This is a genomic window from Mesorhizobium sophorae (assembly GCF_002270415.1).
Classification (GTDB): Bacteria; Pseudomonadota; Alphaproteobacteria; order Rhizobiales; family Rhizobiaceae; genus Mesorhizobium; species Mesorhizobium sophorae.
On sequence record NZ_NNRI01000007.1, the window covers coordinates 536,146 to 549,481 of the forward strand.

Annotated in this window: 11 protein-coding genes and 1 pseudogene; 5 read left to right on the forward strand and 7 right to left on the reverse strand. The window is 64.8% G+C overall.

Annotated features, from left to right (window positions below):
- Positions 1–84: 84 nt before the first annotated feature.
- Positions 85–1,524, reverse strand: a complete 1,440-nt coding sequence (locus CGZ66_RS06975) for an aldehyde dehydrogenase family protein (RefSeq protein ID WP_095084302.1) — start codon at positions 1,522–1,524, stop codon at positions 85–87.
- A 271-nt stretch (positions 1,525–1,795) separates the two neighbouring features.
- Here CGZ66_RS06975 and CGZ66_RS06980 point away from each other — a divergent pair, with 271 nt between their 5' ends.
- From CGZ66_RS06980 to CGZ66_RS07000, 5 genes are all read left to right on the forward strand, one after another.
- Positions 1,796–2,455, forward strand: coding sequence for a TetR/AcrR family transcriptional regulator (locus CGZ66_RS06980; protein ID WP_167392022.1), 660 nt, complete (start codon positions 1,796–1,798; stop codon positions 2,453–2,455).
- 96 nt (positions 2,456–2,551) lie between these two features.
- Positions 2,552–3,805 (forward strand): sarcosine oxidase subunit beta family protein, encoded by a 1,254-nt coding sequence (locus tag CGZ66_RS06985; protein WP_095082888.1) that lies wholly within the window; start codon positions 2,552–2,554, stop codon positions 3,803–3,805.
- Between the two features lie 9 nt (positions 3,806–3,814).
- The gene (locus CGZ66_RS06990) at positions 3,815–4,081 is read left to right on the forward strand and encodes a sarcosine oxidase subunit delta (protein ID WP_095082890.1); all 267 of its coding nucleotides are present in this window, start codon (positions 3,815–3,817) and stop codon (positions 4,079–4,081) included.
- Positions 4,078–6,963, forward strand: a complete 2,886-nt coding sequence (locus CGZ66_RS06995) for a sarcosine oxidase subunit alpha family protein (protein WP_095082892.1) — start codon at positions 4,078–4,080, stop codon at positions 6,961–6,963. The genes CGZ66_RS06990 and CGZ66_RS06995 overlap by 4 nt, the downstream gene beginning before the upstream one ends.
- Entirely contained in the window at positions 6,956–7,495 is a 540-nt protein-coding gene (locus CGZ66_RS07000) for a hypothetical protein (RefSeq protein WP_095082893.1), read from the forward strand. Before CGZ66_RS06995 ends, CGZ66_RS07000 begins: the two co-directional genes overlap by 8 nt.
- A gap of 15 nt (positions 7,496–7,510) precedes the next feature.
- Here CGZ66_RS07000 and CGZ66_RS07005 read toward each other — a convergent pair whose 3' ends face one another.
- The 6 genes and pseudogenes from CGZ66_RS07005 to CGZ66_RS07030 form a co-directional block, all read right to left on the reverse strand.
- Positions 7,511–7,996, reverse strand: coding sequence for a hypothetical protein (locus CGZ66_RS07005; protein WP_095082895.1), 486 nt, complete (start codon positions 7,994–7,996; stop codon positions 7,511–7,513).
- Positions 7,997–8,110: 114 nt separating this feature from the next.
- Positions 8,111–8,671, reverse strand: a complete 561-nt coding sequence (gene msuE / locus CGZ66_RS07010) for an FMN reductase (protein WP_095082897.1) — start codon at positions 8,669–8,671, stop codon at positions 8,111–8,113.
- Positions 8,672–8,732: 61 nt separating this feature from the next.
- Positions 8,733–9,982: pseudogene (locus CGZ66_RS07015) on the reverse strand (SfnB family sulfur acquisition oxidoreductase).
- 24 nt (positions 9,983–10,006) lie between these two features.
- Positions 10,007–10,798, reverse strand: coding sequence for an ABC transporter ATP-binding protein (locus CGZ66_RS07020; protein WP_095082899.1), 792 nt, complete (start codon positions 10,796–10,798; stop codon positions 10,007–10,009).
- A gap of 78 nt (positions 10,799–10,876) precedes the next feature.
- Positions 10,877–12,214, reverse strand: a complete 1,338-nt coding sequence (locus CGZ66_RS07025; protein ID WP_095082901.1) for an ABC transporter substrate-binding protein — start codon at positions 12,212–12,214, stop codon at positions 10,877–10,879.
- Positions 12,215–12,294: 80 nt separating this feature from the next.
- Positions 12,295–13,335, reverse strand: coding sequence for a branched-chain amino acid ABC transporter permease (locus CGZ66_RS07030; protein ID WP_095082903.1), 1,041 nt, complete (start codon positions 13,333–13,335; stop codon positions 12,295–12,297).
- Position 13,336: the final 1 nt, after the last annotated feature.

A 13,336-nucleotide genomic window follows, 5' to 3' on the forward strand; every position in this document is an offset into this window, starting at 1 on the left:
TGCCGGCATGATCGGCCCGGTTGGCCGATCAGCCCGGCATGATCGGAGGTGGCCGATCAGCCCGGCATGGTCGGCACTGGCCGATCAGCCTGCGAACGTATAGGCGGTCTTCACCGTGGTGTAGAATTCCATGGCATAGCGGCCCTGTTCGCGCGGGCCGTAGCTCGACCCCTTGCGCCCGCCGAAGGGGACATGGAAGTCGACACCCGCCGTCGGCAGATTGACCATCACCATGCCGGCCTCCGAATTGCGCTTGAAGTGAGTGGCGTGCTTGAGGCTCGATGTGCAGATGCCCGAGGTCAGCCCGAACGGTGTGTCGTTGGCGACAGCCAACGCCTCGTCATAGTCCTTGACGCGGATGACGCTGGCGACAGGGCCGAAAATCTCCTCGCGCGAACTGCGCATGGCGTTGGTGGCTTCGGTCAGCAGGGCCGGGCTGAGATAGAAGCCGGGCGTCTTGCGGTCGAGCCGTTCGCCGCCGAAGGCGAGCGTGGCGCCTTCCCTGACGCCGATGGCAATATAATCCTCGTCCTGCTTCAATTGGGTCGCGTCGACGACCGGGCCGATCTGGGTCTGCGCGTCGAGAGCGTCGCCGACGACCAGTTTGCCCATGCGATCCTTGAGGGCATCGACAAAACGGTCATGGATGGCGTCGGTCACGATCAGCCTGGACGAAGCCGTGCAGCGCTGGCCGGTCGAGAAGAAGGCACCGTTGAGCGCACAATCGACGGCGACCGCAAGGTCGGCATCGTCAAGCACGACCAGCGGGTTCTTGCCGCCCATTTCAAGCTGGAACTTGCGCATGTGCTCGACGCTTGCGGCGGCGACGCGCTTGCCCGTGCCGACCGAACCGGTGAAGCTGATAGCGTTGACATCTGGACTGTCGAGCATGGCCTGACCAACGACCGAGCCCTTGCCCATGACGAGATTGAGCACGCCCTTCGGCAGGCCGGCGCGATGCAGGATGTCGACGATGGACCAGGCGCTCTCGGGAACCAGTTCAGCCGGCTTGAAGACGACCGTGTTGCCATGGGCGAGCGCCGGAGCGATCTTCCAGGCCGGAATGGCGATCGGGAAATTCCACGGCGTGATGATGCCGACCACGCCGACGGCTTCCCGGGTGATCTCGACGCCAACGCCCGGCCGCACGCTTGGCACGACCTCGCCTGACATGCGCAATGTTTCGCCGGCGAAGAAATCGAATATCTGGGCGGCGCGAATGGTCTCGCCAATGCCTTCGGCCAGTGTCTTGCCTTCCTCACGCGCCAAATTGCGGCCGATCTCGTCCTTGCGCGCCATTATCTCGTCCGAGGCCTTTTTCAGCACTGCGTGGCGCGCCAGCGGACCAGACCGGGACCATGCCGGAAACGCGGCCTTTGCGGCAGCGATTGCCTGCCCCGCCTGCGCGGCACCCGCCGAGGCATAGTCGCCGACGACATCGCCGGTGTCCGAAGGGTTGATGTTGCGGGAGCCGGCGTCGCCGACCCATTCGCCATCGATGAGGTTCTGTCGAAACAGGGTCATGTCTTGTCTTCCTGCTGGTTGGCCGCGCGGCGGCGTCTGTCTGAATTGGTATTTGCCAGACAATTGCCTTGCGGGAAAGCATGCAGTGGGCTGGCCGCCCGCGACAAAATCCCAGGCCTGGCATCATGCCGATGGCGCGGCGGCGATAGCGCCATACGATCTCCAGTCCGGCTAACATCCGTGAGGCATCATCCGGGCCAGGCCGAATTGACCTGGACAGAAGTGTCCATAGCCTTGATTTGCCTGATGCAGCGTGTCATGCGTCGTGACCATGGAAGCCACCGATACGACGATCCAGCGCGCCGGCGCCACCGGAAACATCAAGGCCACCCGCGAAGACTGGCTCAAGCTTGCGCTTGAAACGTTGATCTCGGATGGTGTCGAACGCGTTCGCGTGCTGACCCTTGGCCAGAAGCTCGACGTCTCGCGCTCCAGCTTCTACTGGTATTTCAAGAGTCGTCAGGACCTGCTCGACCAGTTGCTGGATTACTGGCGGCAGACCAACACCAGGTTCATCGTCGAACGCGCCAGGCGACCCTCCACGACCGTGATCCGCGGGGTGATGAGCATCTTCGAATGCTGGGTGGACGAAAGGCTGTTCGATCCGCAGCTCGATTTCGCGATCAGGGCCTGGGCCCGTCGCTCGCCTGCCATCAGGCGCGCGCTCGACGAGGCGGACGAGGAGCGCGTCGATGCCATTCGCGACATGTTCGTGCGTCATGGCTATGACGAAGAAGACGCGTTCGTGCGCGCCCGCGTGCTCTATTTCATGCAGATCGGCTATTACTCGCTCGAACTCAACGAGCCGATGAGCAGCCGCCTGGCTCAGGTCGCCTTGTATCTGCGCAGCTTCACCGGCCAGGAGCCTTTGGCAGAGGATGTCGAGGCGTTCTCGCGCTACGTCGAGGAGACGATTTCGCGCAAACGCTAGCACTATCCGCTACGTGCACGATGGACAGGCGTACTAGACATATATGTACAATACCATTACGCTTTACCCTGAGAGATCAGCCTTGCCCGGCACGCCATGACCAGAATTTATTCCGCTTTGTCGCTCTTCAAGGAGGGGCTGGCCGGCCAGACCGGCTGGCAGCCGGCCTGGCGCTCGCCCGAGCCGAAGCCATCCTATGGCGCGATCGTCATTGGCGGCGGCGGCCATGGGCTTGCGACGGCTTACTACCTGGCAAGGAACCATAATATCAGCCGGGTTGCAGTGCTGGAAAAGGGCTGGATCGGTGGCGGCAACACCGGCCGCAACACAACCGTGGTGCGTTCCAACTACTATTATCCGGAAAGCGTCGAGCTCTACGGGCTGGCGCACCGGCTCTACGAGGGGTTGTCCAGGGACCTGAACTACAATGTCATGCTGTCGCAGCGCGGCATGGTCAATCTTTGTCACAGCACCGCCGAAATGGAGGTTGGGGCGCGCACCGTCAACGCCATGCAGATCAACGGCATCGATGCGGAGCTGTTTTCGCCAGAGGATGTGCGCCGGGTGGCGCCGATCTACAATTTCTCAGCCGATGCGCGCTTCCCGGTGTTCGGCGGCATCTGGCAAGGCCGGGCCGGCACGGCGCGCCATGACGCGGTCGCCTGGGGTTACGCGCGGGCGGCGAGCCGGCTCGGCGTCGACATCATCCAGAACTGCGAGATCACCGATTTCATCATCGAGGGCGGCCGCTGTCGCGGCGTCCAGACGACGCGTGGCGCGATCCGTGCCGACCGTATCGGCATGGCGGTCGCCGGTCATTCATCGGTGCTGGCGGCCAAGGCCGGCTTTCGCCTGCCGATCAACTCCTACGCGCTGCAGGCCTGCGTTTCCGAGCCGGTTAAGCCGATCCTCGACACGGTGGTGCTGTCGCCAGGCACAGGGGTTTATGTCAGCCAGTCGGACAAGGGCGAGATTGTCATCGGCGGCGGGCTCGACCGCATCCCCTCCTATGCGCAGCGCGGCAATCTACCCACCTTGGAGACGGTGATTGCCGGCCTGCTGGAGATGTTCCCGATCTTCGGCCAGTTGAAGCTGATGCGGCAATGGGCCGGGATCGTCGATGTCGTGCCGGACTCCTCACCCATCATCGGTGAATCGCCGTTGCCCGGCCTGTTCCTCAATTGCGGCTGGGGCACGGGGGGCTTCAAGGCCATCCCCGCCGGCGGCACGCTGCTGGCGCAATTGCTGGCAACAGGCAAGCACAACGACATCAGCCGTCCGTTCGATCTGGATCGCTTCGCCAGCGGGCGACTGATCGACGAAGCGGCAGGCTCCGGCATCGCGCATTAAGAGGACTTTATGCAGCTTTTCCCTTGCCCGTTCTGCGGCCCGCGCGACGAGACCGAGTTCCACTATGGCGGCGATGCCGGCAATGCGCGGCCAGATGGCGTCGATGTGCCGGTCGGGCGCTGGGCTGATTACCTCTATCTGCGCACCAATCCGAAAGGCACGGCGCGCGAAATCTGGGTGCATATGAACTGCGGCGAGTTCTTCGTCATGGAGCGTGACACCGTCACCCACACGGTGCTGTCCTCAACCGCTCTCGGTGGGGAGAACGCGGCGTGACCGCCTCGCGCCTCGCCACCGGCGGCAGCGCCATAGACCGGTCACGGCCGATCCGCTTCAGCTTCGACGGCGCCACCGTGCATGGCTTTGCCGGGGACACCATCGCTTCGGCGCTGCTGGCCGGCGATGTCGCGGTCGTCGGTCGCAGCTTCAAGTATCATCGGCCGCGCGGCATCTGGGGCGCCGGCGTCGAGGAGCCAAACGCGCTGGTCGATATCGGTGGCAGCGTGCCGGCGACGCCGAACACGCGAGCCACTACCGAGGCGGCGCGCGACGGGCTGGTGGCGAAAAGCGTCAACGCCACGCCAACCGCATTGGCCGACCGCAACGCCTTCCGCGATCGCTTCTCGCGCTTCATTCCAGCGGCGTTCTACTACAAGACCTTCATGTGGCCGGACTGGCACATGTTCGAGCCACGCATCCGCGCCATGGCGGGACTGGGCAAGGTCGATACGGACTGGACATCGCAGGGCACAGCCGACCAGATCAACCACCATTGCGACGTGCTGGTGGTGGGCGCGGGGCCGGCCGGCTTGGCGGCGGCAAGGCTGGCATCCGGCGCCGGTCTGTCCGTCACGCTGGTCGACGACCAACAGAGGCCGGGCGGATCGCTCGGCCACCGCGCCGGCGAGATCGACGGCAAGCCGGTCGCCGACTGGATCGAGGAGACGGTTGCGGAGCTTGCCGCGGCCGGTCACCTGGTCCTGTCTTCGACTACCGCCTTCGGCATCTACGACCACAATCTGGTCGGCCTGAACCAGCGCCATCGCGACGGACGGCCGGACACGCTGTGGCGGGTCAGGCCGCGCCAGATCGTGCTGGCGACCGGCGCCATCGAGCGGCCGCTGCCCTTCGCCAACAACGACCTGCCGGGCATCATGTCGGCGGATGCCGCACTCGCCTATCTCAGGCGGCATGCGGTGCTGGTCGGCCGCAGGATCGTCATCGCCACGAACAATGACAGCGCCTATGAAGTGGCGGAGGCGCTCGCCACGGCCGGCGCCGAAGTCACGCTTGTCGATCTGCGGCGCGACGACACGCCCGCCGGGCCTGCCAATGTCCGGCTGATCGCGGGACGCAGCCTCGCCGCCGCGCAGGGCAGGTTGCGTGTCCAAGCCGTGACCCTCGATGACGGCACCAGGCTGGATGCCGATTGCGTGCTGGTTTCGGGTGGCTGGTCGCCGACCATTCATCTCTTCGGCCAGGCCAGGGGCAAGCTCGCTTGGAGCGAGGCGCGCGCCGCCTTCCTGCCGGGCGACCCGGTCGATGGTATCGCCGTGGCCGGCGCCGCAGCCGGTGCGGTTACCTTGTCGGAGGTGTTTGCGGGCGCCGGCAAGGCTGTTGCATCGCGTGGCCAAACGACCACGGCAGTACCACGCAGCACCGGGCCGGAAGCGACGGGCGGCATTCTCGCGGCATGGCCGATGCCCGGCTCGAGGGGACGCGTCTGGATCGACTACCAGAACGACGTCACGGTGAAGGACGTCGAACTGGCGGCACGCGAAAACTTCGTCTCGGTCGAACATCTGAAGCGCTACACCACGCTCGGCATGGCAACCGACCAGGGCAAGACCTCCAACCTGCCGGGTCTGGCGCTGATGGCCGGGATCACCGGCCGCCCGGTGCCGGAGGTCGGCACCACCACCTATCGCCCGCCGTTCACGCCGGTGCCGCTGGAGAGCTTCGCCGGCGCGCGCGCCGGCGAACTGATGGCGCCGGTGCGCCGGCTGCCGCTGGAGAGCGTGCATCGTGCCAGCGGCGCCGTCTTCCAGGAGTATGGCGGCTGGCTGCGCCCGGCTCACTATGGCGGCAACGCCGACGCGCAACGCTCCATCGCGGACGAGGCGCGGCGCGCTCGCCGGTCGGTCGCGCTGTTCGATGGTTCGACGCTCGGCAAGATCGAGGTGATCGGACCCAAGGCGGCCGAATTCGTCGATTTCATCTACTACAACACCATGTCGACGCTGAAACCCGGCCGCTGCCGCTATGGCTTCATGCTGTCGGAGAACGGTGTGGTCTTCGATGACGGCGTGCTGGTGCGGCTCGACGAGCATCGCTTCGTCGTGTCGTGCTCGTCCTCGCATGTCGCTGCCGTGCATGCGCGGCTGGAGGAATGGCGTCAGGACCGCTTCGGGCGCGGCGCCGTCTACATCCACAACGCCACAGCCGAGATGGCGACGCTGACCGTTTCGGGGCCGAACGCCCGGAAGTTGCTCGAAACGCTGGATCTCGGCCTCTCGCTCGACGATGCCGACCTGCCGCATATGGCGGTCAGCCATGGCTCCCATGCCGGTGACGAGGTCCGCATCGCCCGCGTCAGCTTCACCGGCGACAGGAGCTACGAGATCTCCATCCGGGCTGATCGCGCCGAGCCGCTGTGGGCGCGTCTGCGCCATGCCGGCCAGGCGTTCGACGCGGTTGTCATCGGCCTCGAGGCCTTGATGATCCTGCGGGCCGAGAAGGGTTTTATCGTCATCGGCAAGGACACTGACGGCACCACGCTGCCGCAGGATCTCGGCGTCGAGGGTCCGCGCGCCAAACGTCAGGGCGAATTCGTCGGCCGCCGCTCGCTGTTCACCGAGGAGGCTTCGCGCGGCGACCGCATGCAGCTTGTCGGACTGACAGTGCCGCAAGGCGAAGCGCCGCTGCCGACCGGCGCGCATGGCGTCAGGCGGAGCGACGGCAGATTGCGCAGCCAGGGCTTTGTCACCTCGAGCTACCAGAGCCCAGCACTCGGTCGTCCGGTCGCACTTGGGCTGATCGAACGCGGCGCCGCCCGCCACGGCGAGACGATCGACATCCAGCACCTCGGCAAGGTCAGCAAGGCGACGATTGCCGCCCCTTGCGCCTTCGACCCGGCAGGAAACCGGCTGCATGCGTGATCTGGCTGAAAAATGGTCTGTCGCGCCCGACTGGCAGTCGGCGGTCATCACGGCACCCGGCCTCGTGGTGCGCTCGATCGCCGGCCTCAATCAGTTGTTGGTCAGCGGTGACCTCGACGCCTGGTCGCGGGCGTCCGGCCTGGACGGAAATGGGGTCGGTGCCTTTGGCACAGCGCAAGGCGACCGCTATGCGGCGCGGCTGGCGCGCGACCGGCTGCTCGTCGTGTCGAACAGCCCACTCGCCGTCGCGATGGGCTGGCACGCAGAAGGCTTCGCGGTGACGGCGGTCAGCGCCGGGCTGCAGGTGTTCGAGGTCGAGGGCTCGGCGCTCGACGCTTTCATCGCGCGCGGGACGACACTCGATGCCAAGCAAGCGAGTGCCAGCGCAGCGCTTTCCTACGCCGGCATAAGCGCCATCGTCTATCGCCATCAGGGCAGGCTGCGCATTCATGTCGATCGCGGGCTTGCCGCCTATCTCTGGACATGGATGGCAACGGCGGCCAGCAACATCAGCGTCGGGTCAGGAAACTAGCCGGCTATGCTCTGGTCAGAGCGAGAAGGACCAGAACAGGCAGGCCAGCGTCGCGGCGGCAAAAACCACGAAGAACAGGCTGCGCAGCAGCACATTGCGGCGCAGCTCGTTCATGACGAAGTGGCAACCGACGATCGCTGCGGCAAACAGGAACCGCCAGTTGAGCAGCGCCCACACGGCGCTGCCCTGGCCGAAGGCCCATCTGGCAGCGAGACAGCCGACGATGGCGGCAAACAGCACGATCACGGTCCAGAAGACCGCGTCGGCGGCATGGGTGAGAACGATGCTGGCCGCCCTGATCGGCAGGATCATCATCAGCAGGGCGCTGAAGAAATAGACCGCGGCAAGCGGAATGAACGTTCCGGCATCGGCAATGCCATCGAGCCGCCTGACGCCGATCGCGCCATAGGGATAGCCGTGCCTGGCGACAGCCAGGCTCAACGCCATGAGCAAGGCGGTCAGCACCGCGACCAGTGCGAAGGATGTGAGGGCTTTGCTCATGACGTTCCTGTCTCAGACGAATCAGACAGGAACAGATGTAGCGGGCGGTCGTAAATTGCGCGTAAGCGAGACTACCGCCCACAGGAATTATCGTCGCAATCCGCCGACGGAATGCTACTCGGCGGCGATCCTTCCAGCCGAACGGTTGGCCAGCACGAAGCCGACCTCGTCCACCGCCTGCGCCGCACGCTTCAGGATGGCATCGGAGCGCAGCACGCCGTCGGTAAAATCTTTGTCGGTGGCGTAGACGGCGGTGGGCAGCGTGAAGGCCTCGAAGAAGCCGAACAGCGGCCGCAGCTGATGCTCGACGATCAAGGCGTGGCGCTCGCCACCGCCGGTCGCGGTCAACAGGATGGGTTTTCCCCGCAAGGCGGCCGGATCGATCAGGTCGAAGAAGTGCTTGAACAGGCCGGTATAGCTGCCCTTGTAGGTTGGCGACCCGACGACGAGCACGTCGGCAGCGAGTATTTCCTCGAGGATTGGGTGCGCCTGGCTGTCGAGATCGCGAGCCCATCTTGCCGTTCCCAGCGACCGACCGAGATCCTCGATATCATAGGTGCTCGCCGACAGGCCGTGACGGGCTGCTATGTCCCTGGTGACCAGATCGACGAAGGCGCGCGTCTTTGACGGCCGGGTGATGTTGCCGGAAAAGCCGACGACTGTTGGATTTGACATGGCAGTGGGCCTCTTGATGATCGATGTCTGATGCGGCGAACCTATGCCCGCCGGTGGAAAATCAGCTCCAGGCGTGCAGCGGCGGATTTTCGCCGTTGAGGAAATACTTGCCGAGGATGGAGTATTTCCAGCGCACCGGATCGTGCAGCGTGTGCGTACGGGCGTTGCGCCAATGCCGGTCGAGATTGTGCTCGGCCAGCGTCGAGCGGGTTCCCGCCAGTTCGAACAGCTTGTTGGTGGCGGCGATGGCGATCTCGGTCGACAAGATCTTCGCCTCGGCGGTGACGATCTGCGCATGCGCCACCGTCTCGGCGGTCGGCTCGGCCACCGCCCGGTCTATCGCCAGGCCGGCCTTTTCCAGCAGCGCCTGCGCCGTATGCAGGCGCAGCGTCAGGTCGCCGATGGCCTGGATGGTGTAGGGATCGTCCCAGGCATTGTCGACGCCACTGTCGATCCAGGCGCGGCTCTTGGTCCTGACGAAATTGACCGTCTCGTCGATCGCCGCCTGGGCGATGCCGGTGTCCACCGCCACCTGGATGATCTGGAAGATGGCGCCGTCGGCGGTCGGCTTGTCATAGCCCTTGTAGCCGGGCACCAGATGCGTCTTCGGCACCTTGACATTGTCGATGATGACGGTGCCGGACAGCGTCGTGCGCTGGCCGAAGCTCGACCAGTCGTCGATGACCGTCAGGCCGGGCGCGGCGCGGTCGGCGATCGCATACCAGGCACGGCCCTCGTCATCGAGCGCCACGATCGGCACCAGATGGGCAAGCAGCGCGCCGGACGAATAGAATTTCCGGCCGTTGACGACGACATGATCGCCGGCATCGGTGAAGCGGGTCTCGAAATCGGCGGCGCGCTTGGAGCCGAACTCGGAAAAGGCATTGCCGAACCGCGTGCCTTTCAGCACTTCGGCGAACAGCAGCCTCTGCTGATCCGCATCCGACACCGTGCGAACGGCGGCGACGACACCGAGATGGTTCTGCGCAACCTGGCCGATCGAGGAATCCGCCGCCGAGATGATCTCGATCACCCTGGCGAGCGTGGCGTAGGACAATTCGGGACCACACCGAATGCCTTCGGCACATTGATCGACCACAGGCCGCTTTGCGAAAACGCATCGAGTTCGGCAACGGGCCAGATCCGCTCGCGGTCGCGCCGGGAAGAATCCCTGGCGAATTCGGCGGCGAGCGCTTGGGCGATGGCAATCGCCTCGGCGTCGTCCTTGATGATGTGCGCTGGTACGGTTGGCCTTGCGACTGGTGGCACGGCGGCGGAGGCGTGGTCGGTCTTGACGGTCGAGACGGTCATTTCACTGTTCCTTTGGATTTCGGTTCAGGCAACGGCATGGAGATGGGCTGGCTTGGCGGCCGGCGATGCCTGTTGCCCCAGGTAGAAGGCCCGCACATCCTCGCGCTGGCGAAGCTCGGCAGCCGCACCGGAGAGGACGGAGACGCCGTTTTCGAGCACCGTGGCGTGGTCGGCATACCTAAGCGCGACCGCCGAGTTCTGCTCGGCGACGAGGATCGACAGGCCGGTCTCGCGATTGAGTTTCCGGAGCGTCTGGAAAATATCCTGGACGATGAGCGGCGCGAGCCCCATCGAGGGTTCGTCGAGAACCAGAAGACGCGGCCGCGACATCAGCGCCCGGCCGATGGCCGTCATCTGCTGCTCGCCCCCAGAGGTGAGGCCGGACAGGGTCCGGCGCTTCTCCTTGAGACGGGGAAAATAGCCGTAGATCCGCGCGAGATCCCCGTTGATCTCGGCGCGGCGGCCGCTGCGGCCGATGCCGCCGGCGACCAGGTTCTCCTCGACGGTGAGGCTCTTGAAGCAATGCCGCCCTTCCAGCACCTGCACCAGTCCGGCGCGCACCAGATCGCCCGGCTGGCGGCGCGAGACATCGCTGCCGTCATAGCGGATGGTGCCGGCGTTGACGTGGCCGCGCTCGGCCGGCAGCAGGTTGGAGACGGCCTTCGGCGTGGTGGTCTTGCCGGCGCCGTTGGCGCCGAGCAGCGCCAGGATCTCGCCGCGCCTGAGCTTGAAGCTGACGCCGTGCAACGCGGTGATGGCGTGGTTGTAGGTCGCATGAACTGCATCCACGACAAGAATGACGTCATCGTTTGGCATGAGCTCTTCCCGTGGTTCGAAAACCGGAAATGGGCCGGGCGTCGCGGAAAACTGGCCGTGACGCCCGGCTTGGATTGATCAGTTGGTGGTCACGGCATCGGCGTCATCGGCTGTGCGCAACTTGATGCCTTTCTCCGCGGCATAGGCCTCGGCAGACTTCTCGATGATCGGCCGCAGCAGAGCCCAGTCCGGCGCGATCCAGTTGGAGACGACGTTCCACTTCTTGCCGTCCCACTGCTGGAAGGTCACGTAGCCCTCGCCCTCGTGATTGTCCCAGCTGACATTGATCGAATGGAACAGGTCCTTGGCGCCGAGTGCCTCGACCTTGGCGGGATCAAGCTTGAGATGTTCGAAGCCCCAGCGGACCTCGTCGCCGGTCAGTGTGCGATGGCCGAACTTCTCCTGCGCAACGCGGATCGCCTCGACATTGAGGATGCCGTTGACGATGCCGAGGTTGTGATAGACCGAGCCGATGCGCGACTTGTCTTCCAGATTGCCCTTGCCGGCGTCGTAGACCGTCTTCACGATCTCCTGCACCACCGGATAGGAGTTGCCGGAGGCCTGCGTGGTGATGGCGGTGTAGCCCTTGGCGGCGTCGCCGGCCGGGATCACGTCCTCTTCCGAATTCGACCAGACATTGCCGACGATATGGTCGACGGGATAACCGACCTTGACCGCCGTCTTCAACGCCACCGGATTCATCACGCCCCAGCCGCGCAGGACGACGAAGTCCGGCTTGGCGCGGCGGATGGTCAGCCACTGCGACTGCTGCTCGTTGCCGGGATGCGGCACCTCGATCTGCTGCACGGTGAAGCCGTATTTCTGCGCCAGCAACTCGTAGATCGGGATGGTCTCCTTGCCGTAAGGCGAGCCGTGATAGAGCACGACGATCTTCTTGCCCTTGAGCTTGTCGATGCCGCCTTCCTTCGAGGCGATGTAGTTCACGATGCCGGACGTCTCGCTGTAGGGATTGAGAAGCAGCGGGAAGACGTAAGGGAAGACACGGCCGTCGGTGGAGTCGGTGCGGCCATGGTTGACGGTGATCAGCGGCACCTTGTCGGCGGTGATGCGGTCGATCATGGCGTAGGCGATGCCGACCGAGAGCAGGTTCCAGGCGGCGGCGCCGGCATGGCTCTTCTGCCGTTCGTAGCACTCGACGCCGCGCTCGACCTCATACTGGGTCTCGCATTCGTCCCAGGTCAGCTTGACGCCGTTGACGCCGCCGTCGCGGATGTTGATGAGATTGAGATAGTCGATGAAGCCGCCGAAGAAGCCGGTGCCGCCGGCCGCATAGGGCCCGACGCGGTAGCTTTGCAGCGGGAAATATTGCTCGTCGGCGTGGGCGGCGGGCAAGGCCACCGACACGATCATCGCCGCGGACAGCGCCGCCGCCTTGATGGTGCTCAGGAAGGTCATGGCTAGGTACTCCCGGTATGGGCCGTCTTGGGTCCGGCCTCTGGTTCATTTTCAGTTCGGGGCGGTTGCCCCGGATCAGCTCAAGTCGACCGCCAGGCGAACAGGAGCCGTCTTCGGATCCTGTCCCACAGCGCCACCAGCCCGTCGGGTTCGAGGATCAGAAACAGGATGATGAGCGCGCCCAGCACGATGCGCTGGCTCATGTCGAGCACGCCCGAGTCAAAGAGATCGCCGAGCAGAAAGCCGCCGAGGCGAGACAGAGCGAGCGGAAAGACCACGATGAGGGCGGCGCCGAAAAAGGCGCCTCGGATCGAGGCCAGGCCACCGATGATGATGATGAACAGTATCTGGAACGAGCGATCGAGGTCGAAACCATCCGGCTCGACGGTCCGCAGATAGGCGAAGGCCCAGATGACGCCGGCGACGCCGATGATGAAGGACGAGATGGCGAAGGCCAGAAGCTTGGTCTTCAGGACCGGGATGCCGATGATGCGGGCGGCGGTTTCATTGTCGCGGATGGCGATGAAGTTGCGCCCGGTCTGTGACGACACCAGCCGATAAGCAAGGAAGGTGAGGACGGCGACGATGGTCAGCGCAAAGAGATAACGGCCGACGGCGCCATCGAGAGCGTAGCCGGCTATTGATAGTCTTGGCGCATCGATGACGCCGGACGCCGAGTCGTTGGAGAACCAGCTGAACTTGGTCAGCGCCCACTGGACAAAGAACTGTGCGGCAAGCGTCGAAACCGCGAGATAGAAGCCCTTCAGCCGCAGGCTCGGCAGGCCGAAGACGATGCCGATCGCGGCCGCGACCAGACCGGCCAGGACAATGCTGCCGATCAGCGGCAGGCCCTCGACCCGCAGGTTGAAATTATAGGCGGCGAAGGCGCCCGCCGCCATGAAGGCGGCACTGCCCAGCGAAACCTGGCCGGCATAGCCGGTCAGGATATTCAAGCCCACGCCGGCGAGGCTGAGCGCCAGGAACGGCAGCAGGATGGCCTCGAACAGGTAGCTCGAGCCAATCAATGGCACGACGCCGTAGGCGAAGGCGAGCAGCAGGACGGGCGCGGTCCATTTCGGCAGCACCGGTGCGGAGGAGAAATCGCTTGATATCGCGGTCATG

Excerpts from the sequence above, each read along its gene's own strand:
- CGZ66_RS06975 (WP_095084302.1), bottom strand. The coding sequence starts at position 1,524 with ATGACCCTGTTTCGACAGAACCTCATCGATGGCGAATGGGTCGGCGAC.
- CGZ66_RS06980 (WP_167392022.1), top strand. The coding sequence starts at position 1,796 with ATGGAAGCCACCGATACGACGATCCAGCGCGCCGGCGCCACCGGAAAC.
- CGZ66_RS06985 (WP_095082888.1), top strand. The coding sequence starts at position 2,552 with ATGACCAGAATTTATTCCGCTTTGTCGCTCTTCAAGGAGGGGCTGGCC.
- CGZ66_RS06990 (WP_095082890.1), top strand. The coding sequence starts at position 3,815 with ATGCAGCTTTTCCCTTGCCCGTTCTGCGGCCCGCGCGACGAGACCGAG.
- CGZ66_RS07000 (WP_095082893.1), top strand. The coding sequence starts at position 6,956 with ATGCGTGATCTGGCTGAAAAATGGTCTGTCGCGCCCGACTGGCAGTCG.
- CGZ66_RS07005 (WP_095082895.1), bottom strand. The coding sequence starts at position 7,996 with ATGAGCAAAGCCCTCACATCCTTCGCACTGGTCGCGGTGCTGACCGCC.
- msuE (WP_095082897.1), bottom strand. The coding sequence starts at position 8,671 with ATGTCAAATCCAACAGTCGTCGGCTTTTCCGGCAACATCACCCGGCCG.
- CGZ66_RS07020 (WP_095082899.1), bottom strand. The coding sequence starts at position 10,798 with ATGCCAAACGATGACGTCATTCTTGTCGTGGATGCAGTTCATGCGACC.
- CGZ66_RS07025 (WP_095082901.1), bottom strand. The coding sequence starts at position 12,214 with ATGACCTTCCTGAGCACCATCAAGGCGGCGGCGCTGTCCGCGGCGATG.
- CGZ66_RS07030 (WP_095082903.1), bottom strand. The coding sequence starts at position 13,335 with ATGACCGCGATATCAAGCGATTTCTCCTCCGCACCGGTGCTGCCGAAA.